This window comes from Paracoccus albus (genome assembly GCF_027913035.1).
Lineage (GTDB): Bacteria > Pseudomonadota > Alphaproteobacteria > Rhodobacterales > Rhodobacteraceae > Paracoccus > Paracoccus albus.
In genome coordinates this window covers 365,166-384,516 of record NZ_CP115775.1, presented here as the reverse complement: position 1 = coordinate 384,516, position 19,351 = coordinate 365,166, and the positions used below count along the sequence as shown (strand labels likewise).

The window sequence follows — 19,351 nt, the reverse complement described above, 5'->3', positions numbered from 1 at the left end:
TCAGCGGTCCTTCAAACGTTCAGCTACGAAACGGTCGCATGCGGCGACCAGCGAGCGGACATGCTGTGAATCACGATCCAGCCCTGCATGGTCGGCCAGATAATGGGCGAATTCCACTTTGTCGGTCTCGCTGGCTTTCGCAAGTGCATTTGCGATGGTTTGCTCCGACATATCTCAGCCTCCGACTGCTGCGCGGGCCCAGAACCCGCCAAGAACTTCATAGCGCGCCATGATCGCCACGAAAACAACCCAGCCAAGCGACAGCGGCAGGAAAACCTTCCAGCCGATGCGCATCAGCTGATCATAGCGATAGCGTGGCACGATAGCCTTCACCATCGAGAACATCCAGAACCAGAACCACATCTTGATGACCATCCACAGCACGCCATCCGGCAGGCCGGGTATCGGTGACAGCCATCCCCCGAAGAAGAAGATAGAGATCAGGGCACACATCAGGAAGATGGCGATATATTCACCGGCCATGAACAGCAGATACGGGGTAGAGCCGTATTCCACCATGTGACCTGCGACCAGTTCGGATTCAGCTTCCGCCAGATCGAAGGGCGGGCGGTTGGTTTCGGCAAGTGCCGACACGAAGAACAGCGCCAGCATCGGCAGATGCGGCAGCCAGTACCAGCTCAGCAGCCCTGCCCCACGCTGTGATTCCACGATCACCGAAAGGTTCATCGACCCGGCAGAAATGATGATGCCAATGATAATCAGCCCCATCGACACCTCGTAAGAGATCATCTGAGAGGCAGAGCGCAAGGCAGCAAGGAACGGATATTTAGAGTTGGACGCCCAGCCGCCCATAATCACGCCGTAAACCTCAAGCGAGGACATGGCGAAGATGAACAGGATGCCGACATTTATGTTGGCCATAACCCAGCCGGGCCCGAATGGAATGGCAACGAAGCCGATCAGGGCCAGAACCATTGACAGGAAAGGTGCCAGGAAGAAGACGAATTTGTCGGCCCCGGCAGGAACGACGATCTCTTTCAGCACGTATTTCAAGGCGTCGGCAAAGGTCTGAAGCAAACCCCACGGACCTACGACGTTAGGGCCGCGCCGCAACTGCACGGCCGCCCAGATCTTGCGGTCGCCGTAAACCATGAAGATCAACGAGATCATCACAAAGGCGATGATTGCCAGCCCCTGCGCCAGCAGGATGATGGCGTGACCCAATCCGGATGCCCAGAATTCTGCCATTCTATTCCGTCCCTTCCACAGGCCCGACCGCTGCAACGCGTGCGGGAATACCGTGTGCTCTGCAATCCTGCAGAGTCTTGTCTCTTTCCATTACCCGCAGGCCCAAAGGCGTCGATTTCGACATGGTGAAAACCGATTCTGCGACCATATCACCATCATCTTCGGCGGAAATCGTGCGGATATGGCGCGCATAGGGCGTATCTGTCGATCTTGACCATGCTGCCAATGTGCAGGTGGCATAGGCAAAGACTGTGCTTTCGTCCACCCCTTGCTGAAGCCTGACCTGAACCGCGACCATATCGCCACCCGCAACCGCCCCCCGGCGCGCGACACGTTGAACGGTGCCGCCCTTGAATGCCTCGGGCGCAGCCGGCTCAATTCGCGATGGCAGGGCAGAGCTTCGGCGCGACGCAAATTCTTCGATGGCGATGTCCTGCGCCCGCGGCGGCTTTGGCAGTTCATCCAACGGAATGCTTGTATCTTCGACCAATACATCGGTCAGGCTGAACATGGCCTCTTCCGATTGGCGCAATGTCTGACGACCGCGTGCCGAGTCGACCTGCGTGCGCGTGACAGAGCCGTCGTTTTCAAGAATCAGCAACTCTCCGCTTTTGGTGGAAACACCGCCCAGAATGGATGTATCGGTGGTCGGTCCTTCCAGTCGCACGGGCAATGTCGCGGGCTTCGCGCGAGGCGGCTCCGACAGCCCACCATCGGTTGTGGTGGAACACGCGCTCAGCATGGCGGTCAGCGCCGTCATGACGCCCATCCCGATGATCTGACTGCGGCGCATGTCACCAACTGGCCCCCGTTTACTCTGCCGCAAGCTTTTCGTCTTCAGCACGCGCCGCCGCCATTGCCGACAATTCCGCCATCAGCGGAGAGGACCGCGAGATCGGATTGGTCAGATAAAAATCCCTGATCGCGTACTCGATTTCTCCGGACCCAAGAGGCTCAACCGGCAGCGGCTGCCATTCATTTTCGGCCACCTCATCAACGGCGCCAAGCACAGGCACGGCGTCAATCATCGCACGGCGCAGCGCCGCAAGGCTGTCCCAAGGCAGTTGCCGGCCAAGCTCGGCTGACAGCGCCCGCAGGATCGCCCAATTCTCCCGCGCATCGCCGGGCGCGAAATTGGCGCGCATCGCAAGCTGAGGACGCCCTTCGGTGTTGACGAACAGCGCGTTTTCTTCGGTATAGCAGGCGGCAGGCAGGATAATATCGGCACGATGCGCACCACGATCGCCGTGGCTGCCCTGATAGATGACGAACGCGCCGGCCGGAATTTCAACTTCATCCGTGCCGAGGTTGTAGATCACATCCGCACCATCAAGTGCCGCGCCCATACCCCCCTCGGTGACAGCCCCAACGTCCATCGCGCCGACGCGCCCGGCCGCCGTGTGCAAAACAAGAAGCTTGGAGTTGCTGTTTTCAGCCAGTTTCATGGCGTGGGCCAGCACATTCGCGCCGTTCTCGCCCTGAATCGCGCCCTGTCCGACAATCACCAATGTCGGCGCTTCCTTCGTTTCGTCGGAAATCTTCTGAGACGACAGCTTCTCCAACGCTGCAAGCTCACTGCCGAGATGCGCGTAGTCATATGTCAGATCAACCGCAGCACCAATCAGCCCGATTTGTGCGCCACGCGACCAGGCGGCGCGAATGCGCGCATTAAGCACAGGGGCTTCAGTCCGCGGATTGGTGCCGATCAGCTGGATCATCTTTGCATCGTCGATATCTGCAATCGTGGCCGTGCCGACATAGGCCGAACGGTTACCAGCCGGCAACTGCGCACCGTCTACGCGGCATTCGACATTGCCACCAAGACCTTCGATCAGCTGCTTCAGGCTGAATGCAGCCTCGACCGGCACCAGATCACCGACCAACCCTGCAAGCTTCTTGCCTTTCATGGCCGATGCCGCTGCCGATAGTGCCTCTGCCCAGCTTGCCGGGCGAAGCTTTCCGTTCTCACGGACGTATGGCTTATCCAATCGTTGACGGCGCAAACCGTCCCAGACGAACCGGGTCTTGTCGTTGATCCATTCCTCGTTCACGTCGTCATTGTTGCGCGGCAGGATACGCATCACCTCGCGACCTTTGGTATCAACACGGATATTGCTGCCAAGCGCGTCCATCACGTCGACGGTCTCTGTCTTGTTCAGCTCCCACGGGCGAGCGGTAAAGGCATAGGGCTTCGAGACAAGCGCGCCAACCGGGCAAAGGTCGATGATATTGCCCTGCATGTTGGAGTTCAGCGTTTCGTTCAGATAGCTGGTGATCTCGCTATCCTCGCCCCTGCCCGTCTGGCCCATCTGGGTGATGCCTGCCACCTCTGTCGTGAAGCGGACGCAGCGCGTGCAGGAGATGCAGCGCGTCATATGGGTTTCGACCAGCGGGCCGAGGTTCAGGTCCTCGCTGGCGCGCTTCGGTTCGCGGTAGCGGCTGAAGTCGATGCCGTAAGCCATCGCCTGATCCTGAAGATCGCACTCTCCGCCCTGGTCGCAGATCGGACAATCCAGCGGGTGGTTGATGAGCAGAAACTCCATCACGCCCTCGCGGGCTTTCTTGACCATCGGAGAGTTGGTCAGAACCTCGGACGGCGCACCTTCCGGCCCCGGCCGCAAATCCTTGACCTGCATCGCGCAAGAGGCGGCGGGCTTTGGCGGCCCGCCAACAACTTCGACCAGGCACATCCGGCAGTTCCCGGCAATCGACAGCCGCTCATGATAGCAGAAGCGCGGAATTTCGACGCCCGCCTGTTCGCAGGCCTGAATCAGGGTCAGGTTCGGATCGACCTCGATTTCCTTGCCGTCGATCTTGATTGTGCGCAGATCTGCCATCTTTACGTCCTTACTTGGCCACCAGCAAAGAGCCAGCGACCGACTTGCTTGCGATTTCGGCCCGACCGATGCGGCAGAAGGATTCGGCATCCCCCTTGGCCGCGCCGTTGCGGGTCAGATAGTTTTCGGCCGCAGCATAGATGCGGTCCTTATCGGGCTTGCTGTCGAGGAATGCGTCAATCTGGGCCGAAGAGTAACCCTGATTCTGCGCATATTTTTTCAAAGCGCGCGCCTGGCTCCACGCATAGACGATCCGCGCGTCAATCGACGGGCATTCACGGCGCACGCGGTCCGCGACACGCGCGGCGATCAGCCGGTCATTGATGTATTTTTCCTGACTGAGCGGTGCCTGCGCCATTGCCGGAGCGGCAAGGATTCCTGCGGTCAGGGTAAGTGCGATCAGTTTCTTCATGGCTCGTGCCTCCATTTGTTTATGGAGAGCGTCATATCACGAGCGGTCATGGACTGCCCGACACGGAGGGGTGAGCGGTTCGTGAATGCATTCCGACACATTGCGAAGTTGGTGTTCGAAAGCAGGCTCATGTCGACACCTTTACCGGCTTCAACGCCTGAACATTTTTCAAAGCGATATCGGAAAACAGCGGGAATCCGTCATCCGCAAAGCTCTGGGCGTCCGTATACTCGAACAGATCATTGAAGCGAGTGACGCCGTAATCTTCCAAGTCGATACCGACCCATTTTTCGACGATCTTGTCATATTTGCGCGAAAGCGTGTCATTCTCCGGATCGAGTCCGCTCACAATCACTAGCCCGGTAGGCTTGCAGTTGAGGACCGTTAATTTCAGATCGGGCCGATGTTCGCTCAAGATCGGTATCAGCTTCCAGACGTCGCCTGTCCATGCCTCACGGAACGGCAAATTTTCAGTATCACGAGTCAGCATCTTGTAACTGAAAGGACAACAATCGTGCAGCGCCAATACCGACCCTTCGCGGCAATTACGCTCGGCATTAATGAAATCCCGTAACAGGTACTCGCTTAGATGCATCCCGTCGAGGAATCCAAAGCTGATGGACATCCCGTTGCGCTTCAGGAAATCGCGCTCAAAAAACTCGTCCGAGCTGCACTGAAAGAAATGTAGCTCGGGCTTCACACCAATGGCATTTCTCTCCACCCGGAAGTAGGGATCAACCGCCACGGTACGCGAACGCGATGGGTAGAGGCTGTTACCTCGGTTGGTACCAATCTCAAAATACGTGTCGAATAGCATCTCCGAATGAAGTTGCGACAGAAAATTCAGATATTGCAAACCACGCGCCCGCTTCCAGAAGGGTTCGTGGTCATGGTGTTCTGCAACCGATGTCGCCTCTTCCGTCACGTCGTTACTCCGCCGCCATGGCGCCCATGCGCCCGGTCTTCTTCGCTTTCAGACGGTCTTCAATCTCCCCACGGAAGTTGCGGATCAGGCCCTGAATCGGCCAGGCCGCCGCATCACCCAGGGCACAGATCGTGTGGCCCTCGACCTGCTTGGTGACGTCGAACAGCATGTCGATTTCCTCGACCTCTGCCTCGCCCGTGACCAGACGCTCCATGACGCGCATCATCCAGCCGGTGCCCTCACGACAAGGCGTGCATTGGCCGCAGCTTTCATGCTTGAAGAATTTCGACAACCGCCAGATCGCTGCAATCACGTCGGTCGACTGATCCATGACGATCATGCATGCGGTGCCAAAGCTGGATTTCAGCTCTTTCATGCCATCATAGTCCATGATCGCGTTTTCGCACATCTCTGCCGTCAGGACCGGACAGGACGCGCCGCCCGGAATGATCGCCTTGAGGTTCTTCCAGCCGCCGCGAATGCCGCCGCCATGCTTTTCGATCAACTCTTTCATCGGAATTGACATGGCCTCTTCAACGACACAGGGCGTGTTCACATGGCCGGTCAGGCCGAACAGCTTGGTGCCCGCATTGTTCGGACGACCAAAGCCCGCGAACCATTCCGGCCCGCGCCGCAGAATCGTCGGCACAACTGCGATGGACTCCACGTTGTTCACCGTCGTCGGGCAGCCATAAAGCCCCGCGCCAGCCGGAAATGGCGGCTTCATGCGGGGCATACCCTTCTTGCCCTCCAGACTTTCCAGCAGCGCAGTTTCCTCGCCACAGATATAGGCACCCGCGCCGTGATTCAGGTACAGGTCAAAGTCCCAACCTGAACCCGCCGCATTCTTACCCAGCAGCCCGGCATCATAGCATTCGTTGATCGCTGTCTGAAGCGCCTCACGCTCACGGATGAACTCGCCACGCAGATAGATGTAGGACGCGTGCGCGTTCATCGCGAAGCTGGCAATCAACGCACCTTCGATCAGGGTATGCGGATCATGGCGCATGATCTCGCGGTCCTTGCAGGTCGCAGGCTCGGATTCATCGCCATTGATGACCAGATAAGCCGGACGGCCATCCGATTCCTTGGGCATGAAAGACCATTTCAAACCGGTCGGGAAGCCCGCGCCGCCGCGACCGCGCAGGCCCGATGCCTTCATCTCTTCAATGATCTTGTCGCGGCCGCGCGCGATGATGTCGGCGGTGCCATCCCAGCAACCGCGCGACTGTGCGCCCTTCAGTGAACGGTCTCCCATCCCGTAAAGGTTCTGGAAAATCCTGTCCTTGTCCTGCAACAGCATCCGTTCTTATCCTTCCTTGCCCGACCGCGCCTTGCCGCGCTGCCAGATACGCCAGGCCACAAGCAGCGACCAGACAAAACCACCTATCGCGGCCAGATCCGCGAGATACGCATATTTAGACGGCCAGCCAAAGCGCTGTCCGGCCCAGTTTGCCGCCAGCCACAGAATGGCCGTCAGGGCCATCACGACCGCGACAAGACGCATTTGCGCCGCATCATGGGCCGACCGATCGACCATCAGTAGACCTCACCTTTGTCGACGCGGCGCGAAAACTCGGTCGAGCCGCCCTTTGCCAGCACCTTTGCCTGCGACACCCAATCGTCTGAGCGGATGCGACCGCCCATGCGGCCAATCAATTCGGCATAGTGATCTATGTCGCTTTCACCCCAGCCTGCAATCTGCGCAAAGCTGGTCACGCCATTTTCGTGCAAAAGCCCTTCGAGGGCAGGACCGACGCCCTTAATCTCTTTCAGATCGTCCGGGCCAGCGGCCGACACGGGTTCTTCCGTATCGGCCTTCGCGTCAGTGGCCTTCTGCGGCTCAGCCGCTTTTGGCTGTGGCTGGCCGGCTTCCGCAGTGTCGTCAGCAGCAGCAGTCCGAGGCTCTGGCTTTACCGGGGTCGCAGCGGGTTTCGCAGCAGCATCTTCGGGATCGGTCGGGACCGCCGACTGCCCAGCCGGAGAGACATTTGCCGCAAGGCTCATCCGTCCGCCATCTGCCGGAGAGACTTCGTCCGCATCATCATCGCCACGGTTCTTCAGCGTGCTGATCGCGTCCTTTCCACGCGCAGCCAGAGCACCCATCGCGTCTTTTACCGCCTCACCGGCTTTCTCCAGCCGCTCTTCCGCGCGTTCCAGGATGCTGTCGTCATCGGCGTCACGGTCTTCGCGCTCATCTTCGCCACGGTCGTGATCTCGGTTGTCATCGTCGTGCGGTTTTTTGGATTCGTCGCGCATATCCTGCAAGGCTTCACGGCCTTTGGCGACAGCAGCAACGGTCCCGGCGGCAAAGGCGTTCCCGGCATCGACCACCGCCTGCTCAGCGCGATTGAGCACGCCGTCGTCACTGCTTTCAGGCGCGGCTTCGCGGCTCAGGACCTCGGCATCTTCTGCTGCCCCACCCCGGCCAGTACAGACCAGCCAGATCAGAGCGCTGCCAAGAAGGAAGAACGTAATAAGCCCCAGAACGAGGCCCCCGATGAAGGTCCCGTTGAATATCCATACCAACAGACCAGCCACAGCGGCTGCCAGCCAGCAATTGCGAGAGCATTCGTTCTTCAGCATCGGTCACCCCGTTCAGGTATCGTTACATTCTAGCTGGTCTTGCCGTCACTTTCCTTGACAAATTCCCTTGCCTGCCGGACCCATTCGTCACGGCTGACGCGTCCCTTGAATCCTTCAAGGTTTTCGTCGACCCACGCGATTTCTTCATCATCCCAGTTCGATATCTGATCGAAGTGGTAAATACCCAGCGAGTGGAGCAGTTCTTCCAGAACCGGCCCGACGCCGGAGATCCGCTTGAGATCGTCTGCCGAACCTTCGCGCGGGGCCTCGAGCTTCACCGGCTGGCGTCCGATCGGCTCAGCATCGGATGACCCGGCGGGCGCGTCGGCTTCGGGCTCTGCGGCGGGTTTCACCGCCGCTTCCTGTTCTGTCACACCGGTTTCATCGACCGGCTGCCCCTCGGCGGGGCGGGGTTCGTCCTCTGACTGGATGTTGTTCCCGCTGCGGTCGTCTGCAGCACCTTCAGGCTTGCGAAGCCAAGGCGTCAGCACGGGCACTTCGCTGCCGTCAATACGCTTGAGCGTGTCCTTCAGATCCAAGGCGAGAGCGACCGAGGCATTGTTCTGTTCTTGCGCCGGTACCAGGTTGGTCAGCGCACTCTGATCCTCTGCCGGCTCGGACGAAAACCGCCCATCCTGCGGGCCCGGAACCGGGACCTTACCCGCCGCCATCGCATCAATCAGTTGGGCCAGCTTTTCGGGCGTAAGATCCTCGTAATAATCCTTGCCGATCTGCGCCATCGGCGCATTCGCGCAGGCAGCAAGGCATTCGACCTCCTCCCACGAAAACTTGCCATCTTCGGACAGCATATGGGGCTGAGGCGCGATTTTTTCCTTGCAAACCGCGATCAGTTCACCCGAACCGCAAATCATGCAGGTGGTCGTTCCGCAAATCTGGATATGCGCAACAGTACCAACGGGTTGAAGCTGGAACATGAAGTAAAAAGTCGCGACCTCCAGGACGCGGATATACGCCATGTCCAGCAGCTTCGCGCAGTATTCGATTGCCGGACGCGTCAGCCACCCCTCCTGTTCCTGCGCCCGCCACAGCACCGGAATGACCGCCGATTGCTGGCGGCCTTCAGGGTATTTGGTCATCTGCGCCCGCGCCCATTCGAGGTTGGCTGGCGTAAACTCGAATGAGTCCGGCTGGAGAGGGCTGAGGCGGCGAAGCATCTTCTTCTATCCGTTCCTTACTGTTGCGATCCGCGCCCAACCGACGATGTGCGCATCTCAATCCATGGTCCGGCCCGGTGCAGGCCGGAAAACTCTATTGCGCCGGGGGGGCCGGCTGCGGGTTCAGAACCTGCGGACCGCCGCGCTCGGCTGACAATCCGATTTCCGGGTTACGCTGACAGGCGGCAAGCCCAAGCAGGGCCAGCCCAACCAAAACGGACATCCGCAAGCCGCTCATCTGTCCACCTCACCGAAGACGATATCAAGCGTCGCGATGAAGGCCGGAATGTCCGACAGCATATGTCCGGTCGCCATCCAGTCCATCGACTGAAGATGCGCAAAGCCCGGCGCACGCAGCTTGGCCCGATAGGGTTTGTTCGTTCCATCCGACACCAGATAGACGCCAAACTCGCCCTTAGGCGCTTCCACCGCGGCATAAACCTCTCCGGCAGGGACCTTGAAGCCTTCGGTATACAGCTTGAAGTGATGAATCAGGCTTTCCATATCCGTTTTCATCGCCGCCCGCTTCGGCGGGGCCAGCTTACCGCGCGCCAGAACATCGCCCGGCGTTTTGCGCAGCTTTTCGCAGGCCTGCTTCATGATCTTGACGGATTCGCGCATCTCCGCCATGCGGACCAGATAACGGTCATAGCAGTCGCCGTTCTTACCAACGGGAATCTGGAAATCATATTCCTCATACCCGTCATAGGGCTGCGATTTGCGCAGGTCCCATGCGAGGCCCGAACCGCGAACCATCACCCCGGTGTATCCCCAGTTCAGCGCGTCCTCCTCTGTGACGACGCCGATATCGACCAGTCGCTGTTTAACGATACGGTTTTCGGTCAGAAGCGTGTTGAGATCGTCGACAAGCGCCGGGAAAGTCTCACACCATGCTTCGATATCGTCGATCAGTTCGGGCGGCAGGTCCGCGTGAACGCCACCGGGCCGGTAATAGGCCATATGAAGACGGGCGCCGGAAGCACGCTCGCAGAAGACCATCAGCTCTTCCCGCGCCTTGAAGCCCCAAAGCGGCGGCGTCAGCGCACCGATATCAAGCGCCCCTGTCGTAATCCCCAGCAGGTGGTTCAGAATCCGCCCGATTTCACAGAACAGCACACGGATAATCTTGGCGCGCGGCGTCGCCTCAATCCCGGTCAGTTTCTCGATGGCGAGGCACCAGGCATGTTCCTGATTTTGCGGTGACGAATAGTCCAGACGGTCAAAATACGGAAGGTTTTGCAGGTAAGTGCGCGATTCCATAAGCTTTTCGGTGCCGCGATGCAGCAGCCCGATATGCGGATCGCAGCGCTCGACAACCTCACCGTCAAGCTCGACGACAAGGCGCAGCACACCATGCGCGGCCGGATGCTGAGGACCGAAGTTCAGATTGAAGTTGCGGATCGCCTGTTCTTCGGTGAGCGCGTCGCGCGAACCGTCGTCATAAGTATTGACGCGAATATCACCATCCATGTCTTAGCCCTCGGTCTTTTCGTCGCCGGGAAGCACATATTTCGCGCCCTCCCACGGGGACAGGAAATCGAACTGACGGTATTCCTGCGTCAGCTTGACGGGTTCGTAAACAACGCGTTTCAGCGACTCGTCATAGCGAACCTCGACATAGCCGGTGGTCGGGAAATCCTTGCGCAGCGGATAGCCGTGGAAGCCGTAATCGGTCAGGATCCGGCGCAGGTCCGGATGGCCCGAGAACATGATCCCGAACAGATCGAATACCTCGCGCTCATACCAGTCTGCACCGGGGAATATACCGGTAGCTGACGGCACAAGCTCATCCTCGCGCACAGCGACCTTCAGACGAATACGTTGGTTCCGGTACATCGACAGGAACTGATAGACCAAATCGAAACGCGCCGGGCGCTCGGGGTGATCGACTGCGGTGATGTCGATCAAGGTCGAGAACCGGCAATTGGCGTCGGATTGCAGGAATTCGATCAACCGAAGCAGGCCGGACAGACCAACGGTGACGGTCAGTTCTTCGAAGGCAATGGTCGCGGATTCCACATCATCTGGAAAACGGACCTGCACCAGATCCGCAAGATCGCTCAGCGCGTCGGTATCAGGATAAAGGGCCATGATTTACCTCACCAACGTGCCTGTGCGCCGAATGCGCCGCTGCAACTGCAGGATGCCATAAAGCAACGCCTCTGCCGTGGGCGGGCAACCCGGCACATAGATATCAACCGGGACGATCCGATCGCAGCCGCGCACAACGGAATAGGAATAGTGATAATACCCGCCGCCATTGGCGCAGCTGCCCATGCTGATGACATAGCGGGGTTCTGGCATCTGGTCATAAACCTTGCGCAGCGCAGGGGCCATCTTGTTGGTCAGCGTCCCGGCCACAATCATCAGGTCAGACTGGCGCGGCGAAGCGCGCGGCGCGGTGCCGAAACGTTCGACATCGTAACGCGGCATGGAAGCCTGCATCATCTCAATCGCGCAGCAGGCAAGCCCGAAGGTCATCCAGTGAAGCGAGCCGTTGCGCGCCCAGTTGATGATGTCCTCGGTCGTGGTCAGCAGAAAGCCTTTGTCCTGCAACTCATTCGACAGCTCGCGCACCTGCGCGTCGCGGTCGGGGCCCGCAACATTCTGCCCAACCATCACGCCCATTCCAGAGCCCCCTTCTTCCATTCATAGGCAAAGCCCACGGTCAGAACGCCAAGGAAAAGCATCATTCCCCAGAAGGCGAGCTCTGAAAGGTGATAGAAGTTGGCAGCCCAAGGGAACAGGAAGGCCACTTCAAGGTCGAAAATGATGAACAGGATCGACACCAGATAGAATCTGACGTCAAACTTGGCCCGCGCATCGTCGAATGCCTCAAACCCACATTCATAGGCCGAGACCTTTTCAGGGTCGGGGTTACGCACCGCTACGACCGCGGCCGCGGCCATCAGAATCAGCGCGAGCGCCGAGGCCATGGCGATGAACACCAGGATCGGCAGGTATTCGGACAGCAGATAGTCCACTATTAAGGCTCCCTTATGCGACAGCCGGGCCCCGGCTTCGTTTGGGTTGGGCTAATAGCCCGTTTATCCCTGCGGCGAATAAGGGTCAACTCGGGCCGGCGCAATTCCGAAGCACGAATCGCATTCGTGCAAGCCGAATTCGGCGACGGAAATGTCAGCGTATCACCGCAGCAGCTACAGGCCGCAAGTCAATGCTTGCAGAAAATTAATCATACGCACAATACTGGAACCTGCGACGCAACTGCGCGTTGCTGATACACGCTCGTCTACAGGACCATCTGAAAGGAAAAGGGACATATGGGTATCATCGTAGCAATTATCGTCGGCGCCATCGCCGGCTGGCTGGCAGGACAGATCGTGAAAGGTCACGGTCATGGTATCTTGGTAAATATCGTTGTCGGCATCGTTGGCGCATTGATTGCGTCGTTCTTGTTCCCCGCAATTGGGCTCGCCGGAGAATCCAGCAACATCATCATGCAAATCATCTGGGCCACGATCGGCGCAGTCATCCTGCTGTTGTTGCTGAGGCTGATCAACCGCGCAACCTGAGCAAGCTCAGCTTCCAAATCCCAAGACCCCCGCAACCCGCTTGCGGGGGTTTTCAGTTCCGGGCAGACTGCGCGGAATGTCACCCCAAGCTTCCACCTTCGCGCCCTTCAGGCACACCGCTTTTCGCGCCCTGTGGACAGCGACACTCATTTCGAACTTTGGTGGTCTGGTTCAGGCGGTAAGCGCCGCCTGGCTGATGACGCAGCTGACGACCAACGCGACTCTCATCGCCTTGGTGCAAGCGTCCAACACATTGCCGATCATGCTTTTTGCGCTGATCTCAGGCGCTTTGGCCGATATTTTCGACCGTCGGCAGATCATGATGGCAGCGATTGCATTCATGGGGCTTATGTCAGCGATACTGGCCTTCGTTGCCTGGACAGGGGCGATCACGCCCTGGACCCTGCTTGCTTTCACCTTTCTGATCGGCCTTGGCCAAGCCCTTTACAACCCGCCCTGGCAGGCCAGCATGGGCGATTTGGTGCCGCGTGAGGATCTGCCGCAGGCCGTGACGCTCAACTCTGTCGGGTTTAACCTGATGCGGTCGGTCGGGCCTGCGGCGGGTGGCCTGATCGTTGCGGCATGGGGTGCGGCCGTGGGCTTCATGGTCAATGCGTTCAGCTATATCCCTCTGCTGATCGCGATGAGCCGCTGGCGACCGGATTATCCGCAGCGAACCATCGCGCGTGAACCATTTGTTTCTGCCGTAGGTGCAGGACTTCGCTATGTCGCATTGTCGCCAAACCTTGTGCGCGTGCTGACCCGATCAACCGCCTTCGGCCTCTCGGCGGCCGCTTTGATGGCATTGCTGCCCTTGGTGGCGAAATCCCACCCAGAGGGCGGATCCTTTCTGTTCGGCGTGCTGCTTGGCTGCTTCGGCGCGGGCGCGATTATCGGTGCTTTGACCAACACGCGCATCCGGGCGCGGATGAACAATGAATGGGTCGTCCGGTTCAGTACGGCGATCTTCGCCGCCTCGGCAATCCTTGTCGGAGTGACAGATAGTGTGTGGGCTCATGCTCTGGCGATGTTTCCGGCCGGGCTGGCATGGGTGCTGACCCTGTCGCTCTTCAACGTCACCGTGCAATTGTCGACGCCTCGCTGGGTGGTGGCACGCGCTCTGGCGCTCTATCAGACGGTGACTTTCGGCGGCATGGCGGCTGGCGCGTGGCTTTGGGGCGCCGTGGCCGAGGCATCGGGCGTCGATGAGGCGTTGATCGGCGCGGGAATCGGGTTGCTGATCACCTGCCTGATCGGCCTCGCGCTGCCCATGCCGGATTTCAGCCAGTCGGACCTGACACCCGCCAACCGCTTCCGCGAACCGGAACTGGGGCTGGACCTGCGCGGTCGTTCCGGGCCGATCATGATTATGGTCGATTATCACATCGCGCCAAAGGACACGAAGGAGTTCCTGTCACTGATGGTCAAACGCCGCGACAGCCGGCGCCGCGACGGCGCAAGATCATGGGTGTTGCTGCGCGATCTGGAAAAGCCCGATCACTGGACGGAAAGCTATCACATCGCAACCTGGGACGATTATATCCGTCACAACAGCCGTCGGACCGTCAGCGACACGGTCGTGACCGAAGCCTTAACACAACTGCATCAGGACGAGGGTTACCCGCCCGTTCACCGCCTGATCGAGCGTCATGACGCCGCATCCCATGCAGACGTGCCCTTGCGTGGCAAGATTGATCTTCCGTGAGACCCTGATCATTTCGACTGCTCGAACAGCCAGTCACGGACACCGGGGATGTCATAGGCGATGGGCCAGGTATTGACGTGCCCCGCCGCCCCTTCAGCGCTTTCTCCTTCGGGAATCACAGTGCCTTCCTCGAACGCGACGAAATAGATGTTGCTGTCACGGCTTTCGGCGCGAAGGTCTTCCAGCGATTGGGTAAACTCTTCGGGCGTCGAACGACCGTTCCAGACCGCCCGCGTGACGGTAGCGCCCTGCCCTTCAAGCGTGTCCATGATAGCCGACATACCTGGATACGCCTTCTTATCATCCTGAGAAACAATCGCGAAAACCCTGTCCTGCGCCAAAGGCGCGACCTGCGACACATCCCATTGCCCCGCCACCAGCAGCGAGGCCGCAAACAGATCAGGATACTTAATATTCAGTGCAATCGAGGTCATACAACCGCCTGATTGGCCGGTGGTGTAAAGCCGGTTCGGGTCGACAGAATATTCCTGCTGCAACGCTTCTATCAAACGAACGGTCATATCTGCGTAAACAGACGTCTGCGAGGCGTCATTTGCCAGTGAGACCGGGTATTGCGGCGCCAGCACGAAGGAAGGATGCTTTCGCTGATCCCTCGGACTAGCGAAAGAGACAGCCCCCAATCCCTGCTCCAATGTGCGCAGCGGATTGGTTCCGGTCACCCCGGCGTCATGCATGAACAGCACCAACGGGTATTCCTGATCAGCGTCGTATTCATTCGGAATAAACAGGTTATAGTTGAGGATCAGCCCTGTTTCCGGGTCGGTAAAGCGAAACTGACGAAAATCATCCACGATCAGATTGACCTGACGGGTGTTGATGATCGCGGTCTCTGTTGCGGGGATCATATCGCCAGTGACTGTCGCAACCTGTCCGGTTTGCGCGACGACCGCCTGTGCAGGCTCATCAACCCCAGCAGCGAAGGTAACAGCGCTTTCGTCCTCCGGATCCAGTTCCAGAATCACGAACCTTCCGTCACTGCCCTCATTTGACATGGCGGCCTGCTCATTGGCATAGACGCGCAGAATATTTCGATCACTGACGCTGAACTGCTCTGATGAAAGCGTGTCGTTCGCTATCTCCGCCGTATATTCGACAGCGACTGCGGTCAGTCGCTGACCATCGCCGAACACCTCTGTCATGGAGGTCACGGCCGCGATGTCCTGCGTGTAAAACACCGTTGAGTTAACTGCCGGACCTGATGAGCGGCCGTCGCCAACCGCTTCCTGAGCCGACAGAACAGCGGTCGATAGAATAAACGCCGCACCAACAGATGATAAAAACAAGGATCGCATATCAAAATTCCTTCTCTCCAAATGTTCCCTAAAAAGCCAAATGTTCCCTAAAAAGCTGCTGAGGCCGACTGTCGCAGCAACTAAACGCGGAACAGGTGATACCCGATCCCCGTCCCTTCATTTTGTTCAGCTTACTTCTGAACCCGCCGTCCCCGCCAAAGGATAAACAACCCTGAACAAACGATGAGGGCAGAGCCCAGAACCATCTGCGGGCTGAGCGTTTCGTCGAACAGCAGCACGCCAAAGGCGACGCCAAATAACAGCCGCGAGTATCGGAACGGCGTAACGGCAGAGACTTCGCCAGTGCGCATGGCCTTCATCAGGCAGGCATAGGCAGCAATTCCAGCGAATACCGCCCCGGAAAGGTTCAGCACACTGACACCATCGGGCCAGAGGAAAGCAGCGCCTTCCCAAAACGAGTAGGCTGCACCGGCCACGATAATCGCTAAAAAGCCGTAAAAGCCCAAGATTGCGGTACTCACTCCTGCTGGCGCGGCGCGGCTTGCGAGGTCGCGGCCAGCAAAACCCAGCATTCCGACAACGGCCAGAATGGAAAGCAGGCTGAAGCTGTCCGTGCCGGGCCCGATGATGACGACAACGCCTGCAAGGCCGATCAGAATGGCAATCCAACGCCTGATGCCGACCTTTTCGCCAAATACCGCAGCGGCGCCTGCGACCACAACGATAGGCGTTGCCTGCAGGATCACCGTCGCCGAGGATAGCGGCGTAAGCGCTATGGCGAGCGTGTAAAATAGCCTTCCGAATATCTCGAAGAGCATCCGCAGGCGCATGACAGGCGACCAGACCGCTGCGGAGATCAGCCGCTCTCCACAAATGAGGGCAAAGCCTGCAAACAGCACCGCACCGCCCAATCCGAACAGGACCATAACTTCGGCAATGGGCAAAGATCGCGCGGCTGCCTTGATGAACACATCTTCAACCGCGAAGGCCGCCATAGCGGCGACCATCCAGACACTGCCAAGGATATTGGCCTTATCAACCGCTGCCGGCCTGTCCGCCGGGGTCACGTCACGCGCCCTCGAACGCGCAAAGAACATGAACAGGCATACCGAGCTTCTGCAACCGGTCACGCCCGCCCAGATCTGGCAGATCGATGACGAAGGCACAGCCGATAACGTCAGCACCCAGACGCTTGCAAAGCTTGATGCCGGCCTCTGCCGTTCCTCCGGTCGCCAGAAGGTCGTCGACGATCAAAACCCGCTCGCCTTCTTTCAGCGCGTCGTCGTGCAATTCCATCACCGCTTCGCCATATTCCAGTTCATAGGCCTCCGAGATGACAGTGCCCGGCAGCTTGCCCTTTTTGCGGATCGGCACGAAACCCGTCGACAGCTGATGCGCGACCGCACCGCCAAGGATGAAGCCGCGCGCCTCCAGCCCGACCACCTTGTCTATTTTCTGACCGGCATAAAAATGCAGGATCTGGTCGACTGCCATCCTGAATCCCCGCGCATCGGCAAACAGCGTCGTGACATCCCGAAAGATGATCCCCTCATGCGGGAAATCATAAATGCTGCGGATATAGTCTTTGACCGTCTTTTGCGTCATTCCGGCCGCTCCAGTTCGAATATGTCCTGCACCTTCGCATAGTCGCGATAGCCCATCCGGGCCAACCAGCCGTCCTGTTGCAGATCGAACCGCCCGTCTTTCACGCAGTCGTCACGAAGGTGAACGCCCGTAACGGTACCGATGACCAGCCAGTTCGCCTCTCCCGGCAGGCGTTGGATCTTCGTCGACCGGCACTCCATCGCGGCGGGGGCGCGCGCGACGCGCGGCGCATCAATCGTTTCGCATTCCGCCGCCTCGATACCACAGGCGTCGAACTCGCTTACCCCGGCTGCCAGACCGGCGCTTGAGGCATTCATCTGGTCAATCAGCGCCCCCGAGGCGATATTCACGCAAAAGCTTCCGGTCTCGGCAATATGGGCCAGCGTATCCTTCATCCCCGGCCTGTCCTCCTTCGCCGTGGTCGAGGCGAACATGACCTGTGGCGGAAAATAGGCGACCGCATTGAAGAAGCTGTAGGGTGCAAGGTTGTCGCCATCCTTGCCACGCGTGGATATCCAGCCGATTGGCCGCGGTGCGATGATGGCGTTGAAGGGGTTGTGGGGCAGGCCGTGGCCGGCCTCTGGTCGGTAGAACATGACGCCTCCTGATTGCGGTCGCATCCTGCCCCCCTGCGCTGTCAGCGTCCACCGAATTATTGCAACTGCCGAAAGTCGTGTTACGCATCGCGCCGGATGTGCGCTCATCACGGAGGGTTTGGGTGGAACTTTGCCAGGAAAGGCCGGAAGATTGGCACGAGGTCGAGACGCTGATGGATCTGTGTTTCGCGCCGGGACGGACGGCTTTGTCATCCTATCGCCTGCGCGACGGGGTGGATCCTGTGCGCGCGCTTTGCCTGCTGCTGCGTGCCGACGACACCGTCAGGGCCGCTATTCGCTATTGGCCGGTTCGTGTCGCCGGACGAAAGGTCCTTTTGCTTGGGCCAATCGCGGTACACCCGACCGCACAGGGCGAGGGCCTTGGCGCCTGGCTGATGCAGGAAAGCCTTGGCAAGGCGCGCGATCATGGCTGGCAACGGGTCATGCTTGTCGGTGACGCGCCTTATTATTCGCGGTTCGGTTTCAAAAAGCTGGAAGAGGTCGAGATGCCCCCGCCGACCAACCCGGACAGGGTTCTCGGGCTGGAACTACAACCCGGCGCATGGGTTGATATACGGGGCCTGGTTCTGCGCGAAAATGACCCAGACGTCCCGCATCGTGATGATGAGCCCCTGCAGACCGGCAATTGCCGGGACGTAGAGCCGCGAAAGGACGCGCCGCATGGCTGAACGCAATCAGATTGTCCTGCCACCGATCACGGATGAATCGGTGCTGAAAGAAATCGACCGTCTGGCACGGCGCTATGTCGATGCAAGAGGACTGGGGATGGACATCCTCGACCGTGTCGGCGGCGGTGGAGAGCAACTTATCCAGCGTTTACCTGATTTCATGCGCAAACGCATCGACGGTGCCGTTGCCTCGGCGCTCAATCGCACGTTCAGCGTTGCATCGGCATCGCGCGGCGTTCTGCGCGACCGGGGCGACTGGTTCAACCGGCTGGGCACGACGGCCGCCGGCGCCATTGGTGGTGCTGCCGGTATTGCCGGCGCCATGGTCGAGCTGCCTGTGACCGTGACCATTCTTCTGCGCGCGATCCTTGAAATCGCCGATGAGCATGGCCTCGACACGCACAGCGATGAAATCCGGGCCGAAGCGCTGCGGATTTTCGCGACTGGCGGTCCGCTGGATGAGGATGACGGGACTGATACCGCCCTGCTGGCGGCTCGCCTTGCGATAAGCGGGCGGACCCTGCAATCGCTGGTCACCCGGTTCGCACCACAAATCGCCACGCGACTGCTGACCAAAGTGGGCGCACAGGCTGTACCGGTTCTGGGCGCCGTTGCCGGTGCAGGCATTAACTACACCTTCGCGCGCTACTATCAGGAGCTTGCCCGCGTGCAATTCGGGCTGCTTCGCCTTGCAAATGAGACCGGAATCCCTCGCGCCGCGCTTGTCGAGCGGTTGGAGATGCGGATCAAATCTCTGGAAAGTGGCGTCCCGCAAGCCAAGCGCGCTTCCTGAGCGCAAACGGCC

Annotated in this window: 23 protein-coding genes; 4 read left to right on the top strand and 19 right to left on the bottom strand. The window is 59.2% G+C overall.

Annotated elements, in window-relative coordinates:
* The 15 genes from PAF20_RS01965 to ndhC form a co-directional block, all read right to left on the bottom strand.
* A complete protein-coding gene (locus PAF20_RS01965) occupies positions 1-171 on the bottom strand; it encodes a hypothetical protein (protein ID WP_271072080.1) in 171 nt (56 codons plus the stop codon).
* A 3-nt stretch (positions 172-174) separates the two neighbouring features.
* Positions 175-1,209 carry an NADH-quinone oxidoreductase subunit NuoH gene (gene nuoH, locus PAF20_RS01960; protein WP_271072079.1) on the bottom strand — a complete coding sequence of 345 codons (1,035 nt, stop codon included), beginning with the start codon at positions 1,207-1,209 and terminating at the stop codon, positions 175-177.
* Between the two features lies 1 nt (position 1,210).
* Positions 1,211-2,002: a YNQ4 family lipoprotein gene (locus PAF20_RS01955; protein ID WP_271072078.1), complete on the bottom strand. Its 792-nt coding sequence runs from the start codon at positions 2,000-2,002 to the stop codon at positions 1,211-1,213.
* A gap of 19 nt (positions 2,003-2,021) precedes the next feature.
* Positions 2,022-4,046: an NADH-quinone oxidoreductase subunit NuoG gene (gene nuoG, locus PAF20_RS01950; protein WP_271072077.1), complete on the bottom strand. Its 2,025-nt coding sequence runs from the start codon at positions 4,044-4,046 to the stop codon at positions 2,022-2,024.
* 10 nt (positions 4,047-4,056) lie between these two features.
* Positions 4,057-4,458, bottom strand: a complete 402-nt coding sequence (locus PAF20_RS01945; RefSeq protein WP_271072076.1) for a DUF5333 domain-containing protein — start codon at positions 4,456-4,458, stop codon at positions 4,057-4,059.
* A gap of 127 nt (positions 4,459-4,585) precedes the next feature.
* Positions 4,586-5,383 (bottom strand): class I SAM-dependent methyltransferase, encoded by a 798-nt coding sequence (locus PAF20_RS01940; RefSeq protein ID WP_271072075.1) that lies wholly within the window; start codon positions 5,381-5,383, stop codon positions 4,586-4,588.
* 4 nt (positions 5,384-5,387) lie between these two features.
* A complete protein-coding gene (gene nuoF, locus PAF20_RS01935) occupies positions 5,388-6,683 on the bottom strand; it encodes an NADH-quinone oxidoreductase subunit NuoF (protein WP_271073233.1) in 1,296 nt (431 codons plus the stop codon).
* Positions 6,684-6,692: 9 nt separating this feature from the next.
* The gene (locus PAF20_RS01930; RefSeq protein WP_271072074.1) at positions 6,693-6,923 is read right to left on the bottom strand and encodes a DUF5337 domain-containing protein; all 231 of its coding nucleotides are present in this window, start codon (positions 6,921-6,923) and stop codon (positions 6,693-6,695) included.
* Positions 6,923-7,969: a helix-hairpin-helix domain-containing protein gene (locus PAF20_RS01925; RefSeq protein ID WP_271072073.1), complete on the bottom strand. Its 1,047-nt coding sequence runs from the start codon at positions 7,967-7,969 to the stop codon at positions 6,923-6,925. Before PAF20_RS01925 ends, PAF20_RS01930 begins: the two co-directional genes overlap by 1 nt.
* A 29-nt stretch (positions 7,970-7,998) precedes the next feature.
* Positions 7,999-9,144 (bottom strand): NADH-quinone oxidoreductase subunit E, encoded by a 1,146-nt coding sequence (locus tag PAF20_RS01920; protein WP_271072072.1) that lies wholly within the window; start codon positions 9,142-9,144, stop codon positions 7,999-8,001.
* 94 nt (positions 9,145-9,238) lie between these two features.
* Positions 9,239-9,382, bottom strand: coding sequence for a hypothetical protein (locus tag PAF20_RS01915; RefSeq protein WP_271072071.1), 144 nt, complete (start codon positions 9,380-9,382; stop codon positions 9,239-9,241).
* Positions 9,379-10,614, bottom strand: coding sequence for an NADH-quinone oxidoreductase subunit D (locus PAF20_RS01910; RefSeq protein ID WP_271072070.1), 1,236 nt, complete (start codon positions 10,612-10,614; stop codon positions 9,379-9,381). Before PAF20_RS01910 ends, PAF20_RS01915 begins: the two co-directional genes overlap by 4 nt.
* A gap of 3 nt (positions 10,615-10,617) precedes the next feature.
* Positions 10,618-11,235, bottom strand: coding sequence for an NADH-quinone oxidoreductase subunit C (locus PAF20_RS01905; protein WP_271072069.1), 618 nt, complete (start codon positions 11,233-11,235; stop codon positions 10,618-10,620).
* Between the two features lie 3 nt (positions 11,236-11,238).
* Positions 11,239-11,763 (bottom strand): NuoB/complex I 20 kDa subunit family protein, encoded by a 525-nt coding sequence (locus PAF20_RS01900; protein ID WP_271073232.1) that lies wholly within the window; start codon positions 11,761-11,763, stop codon positions 11,239-11,241.
* Complete coding sequence (ndhC, locus tag PAF20_RS01895; RefSeq protein WP_271072068.1) at positions 11,763-12,128, bottom strand: NADH-quinone oxidoreductase subunit A; 366 nt, start codon at positions 12,126-12,128, stop codon at positions 11,763-11,765. Before ndhC ends, PAF20_RS01900 begins: the two co-directional genes overlap by 1 nt.
* A 297-nt stretch (positions 12,129-12,425) precedes the next feature.
* Here ndhC and PAF20_RS01890 point away from each other — a divergent pair, with 297 nt between their 5' ends.
* The gene (locus tag PAF20_RS01890; RefSeq protein ID WP_271072067.1) at positions 12,426-12,677 is read left to right on the top strand and encodes a GlsB/YeaQ/YmgE family stress response membrane protein; all 252 of its coding nucleotides are present in this window, start codon (positions 12,426-12,428) and stop codon (positions 12,675-12,677) included.
* A 76-nt stretch (positions 12,678-12,753) separates the two neighbouring features.
* Positions 12,754-14,382 (top strand): MFS transporter, encoded by a 1,629-nt coding sequence (locus PAF20_RS01885; RefSeq protein ID WP_271072066.1) that lies wholly within the window; start codon positions 12,754-12,756, stop codon positions 14,380-14,382.
* Positions 14,383-14,390: 8 nt separating this feature from the next.
* Here the strand turns inward: PAF20_RS01885 and PAF20_RS01880 are convergent, their stop codons facing one another.
* The 4 genes from PAF20_RS01880 to PAF20_RS01865 form a co-directional block, all read right to left on the bottom strand.
* Entirely contained in the window at positions 14,391-15,695 is a 1,305-nt protein-coding gene (locus PAF20_RS01880) for a prolyl oligopeptidase family serine peptidase (RefSeq protein ID WP_271072065.1), read from the bottom strand.
* A 131-nt stretch (positions 15,696-15,826) separates the two neighbouring features.
* A complete protein-coding gene (locus PAF20_RS01875; RefSeq protein ID WP_271072064.1) occupies positions 15,827-16,753 on the bottom strand; it encodes a DMT family transporter in 927 nt (308 codons plus the stop codon).
* Complete coding sequence (locus PAF20_RS01870; RefSeq protein WP_271072063.1) at positions 16,725-17,261, bottom strand: adenine phosphoribosyltransferase; 537 nt, start codon at positions 17,259-17,261, stop codon at positions 16,725-16,727. Before PAF20_RS01870 ends, PAF20_RS01875 begins: the two co-directional genes overlap by 29 nt.
* The gene (locus PAF20_RS01865) at positions 17,258-17,857 is read right to left on the bottom strand and encodes a flavin reductase family protein (protein ID WP_271072062.1); all 600 of its coding nucleotides are present in this window, start codon (positions 17,855-17,857) and stop codon (positions 17,258-17,260) included. Before PAF20_RS01865 ends, PAF20_RS01870 begins: the two co-directional genes overlap by 4 nt.
* Positions 17,858-17,979: 122 nt before the next feature.
* On the opposite strand from PAF20_RS01865, the gene PAF20_RS01860 reads away from it, so the two are divergent.
* Both PAF20_RS01860 and PAF20_RS01855 read left to right on the top strand, forming a co-directional pair.
* A complete protein-coding gene (locus PAF20_RS01860) occupies positions 17,980-18,546 on the top strand; it encodes a GNAT family N-acetyltransferase (RefSeq protein WP_271072061.1) in 567 nt (188 codons plus the stop codon).
* Positions 18,539-19,339, top strand: coding sequence for an EcsC family protein (locus tag PAF20_RS01855; protein ID WP_271072060.1), 801 nt, complete (start codon positions 18,539-18,541; stop codon positions 19,337-19,339). The genes PAF20_RS01860 and PAF20_RS01855 overlap by 8 nt, the downstream gene beginning before the upstream one ends.
* Positions 19,340-19,351: the final 12 nt, after the last annotated feature.

Bases quoted from the DNA above. Each gene is read 5' to 3' on its own strand.
- PAF20_RS01965 (WP_271072080.1), bottom strand. From the start codon at position 171: ATGTCGGAGCAAACCATCGCAAATGCACTTGCGAAAGCCAGCGAGACC.
- nuoH (WP_271072079.1), bottom strand. From the start codon at position 1,209: ATGGCAGAATTCTGGGCATCCGGATTGGGTCACGCCATCATCCTGCTG.
- PAF20_RS01955 (WP_271072078.1), bottom strand. From the start codon at position 2,002: ATGCGCCGCAGTCAGATCATCGGGATGGGCGTCATGACGGCGCTGACC.
- nuoG (WP_271072077.1), bottom strand. From the start codon at position 4,046: ATGGCAGATCTGCGCACAATCAAGATCGACGGCAAGGAAATCGAGGTC.
- PAF20_RS01945 (WP_271072076.1), bottom strand. From the start codon at position 4,458: ATGAAGAAACTGATCGCACTTACCCTGACCGCAGGAATCCTTGCCGCT.
- PAF20_RS01930 (WP_271072074.1), bottom strand. From the start codon at position 6,923: ATGGTCGATCGGTCGGCCCATGATGCGGCGCAAATGCGTCTTGTCGCG.
- PAF20_RS01925 (WP_271072073.1), bottom strand. From the start codon at position 7,969: ATGCTGAAGAACGAATGCTCTCGCAATTGCTGGCTGGCAGCCGCTGTG.
- PAF20_RS01920 (WP_271072072.1), bottom strand. From the start codon at position 9,144: ATGCTTCGCCGCCTCAGCCCTCTCCAGCCGGACTCATTCGAGTTTACG.
- PAF20_RS01915 (WP_271072071.1), bottom strand. From the start codon at position 9,382: ATGAGCGGCTTGCGGATGTCCGTTTTGGTTGGGCTGGCCCTGCTTGGG.
- PAF20_RS01910 (WP_271072070.1), bottom strand. From the start codon at position 10,614: ATGGATGGTGATATTCGCGTCAATACTTATGACGACGGTTCGCGCGAC.
- PAF20_RS01905 (WP_271072069.1), bottom strand. From the start codon at position 11,235: ATGGCCCTTTATCCTGATACCGACGCGCTGAGCGATCTTGCGGATCTG.
- PAF20_RS01900 (WP_271073232.1), bottom strand. From the start codon at position 11,763: ATGGTTGGGCAGAATGTTGCGGGCCCCGACCGCGACGCGCAGGTGCGC.
- PAF20_RS01890 (WP_271072067.1), top strand. From the start codon at position 12,426: ATGGGTATCATCGTAGCAATTATCGTCGGCGCCATCGCCGGCTGGCTG.
- PAF20_RS01885 (WP_271072066.1), top strand. From the start codon at position 12,754: ATGTCACCCCAAGCTTCCACCTTCGCGCCCTTCAGGCACACCGCTTTT.
- PAF20_RS01880 (WP_271072065.1), bottom strand. From the start codon at position 15,695: ATGCGATCCTTGTTTTTATCATCTGTTGGTGCGGCGTTTATTCTATCG.
- PAF20_RS01875 (WP_271072064.1), bottom strand. From the start codon at position 16,753: ATGTTCTTTGCGCGTTCGAGGGCGCGTGACGTGACCCCGGCGGACAGG.
- PAF20_RS01870 (WP_271072063.1), bottom strand. From the start codon at position 17,261: ATGACGCAAAAGACGGTCAAAGACTATATCCGCAGCATTTATGATTTC.
- PAF20_RS01865 (WP_271072062.1), bottom strand. From the start codon at position 17,857: ATGTTCTACCGACCAGAGGCCGGCCACGGCCTGCCCCACAACCCCTTC.
- PAF20_RS01855 (WP_271072060.1), top strand. From the start codon at position 18,539: ATGGCTGAACGCAATCAGATTGTCCTGCCACCGATCACGGATGAATCG.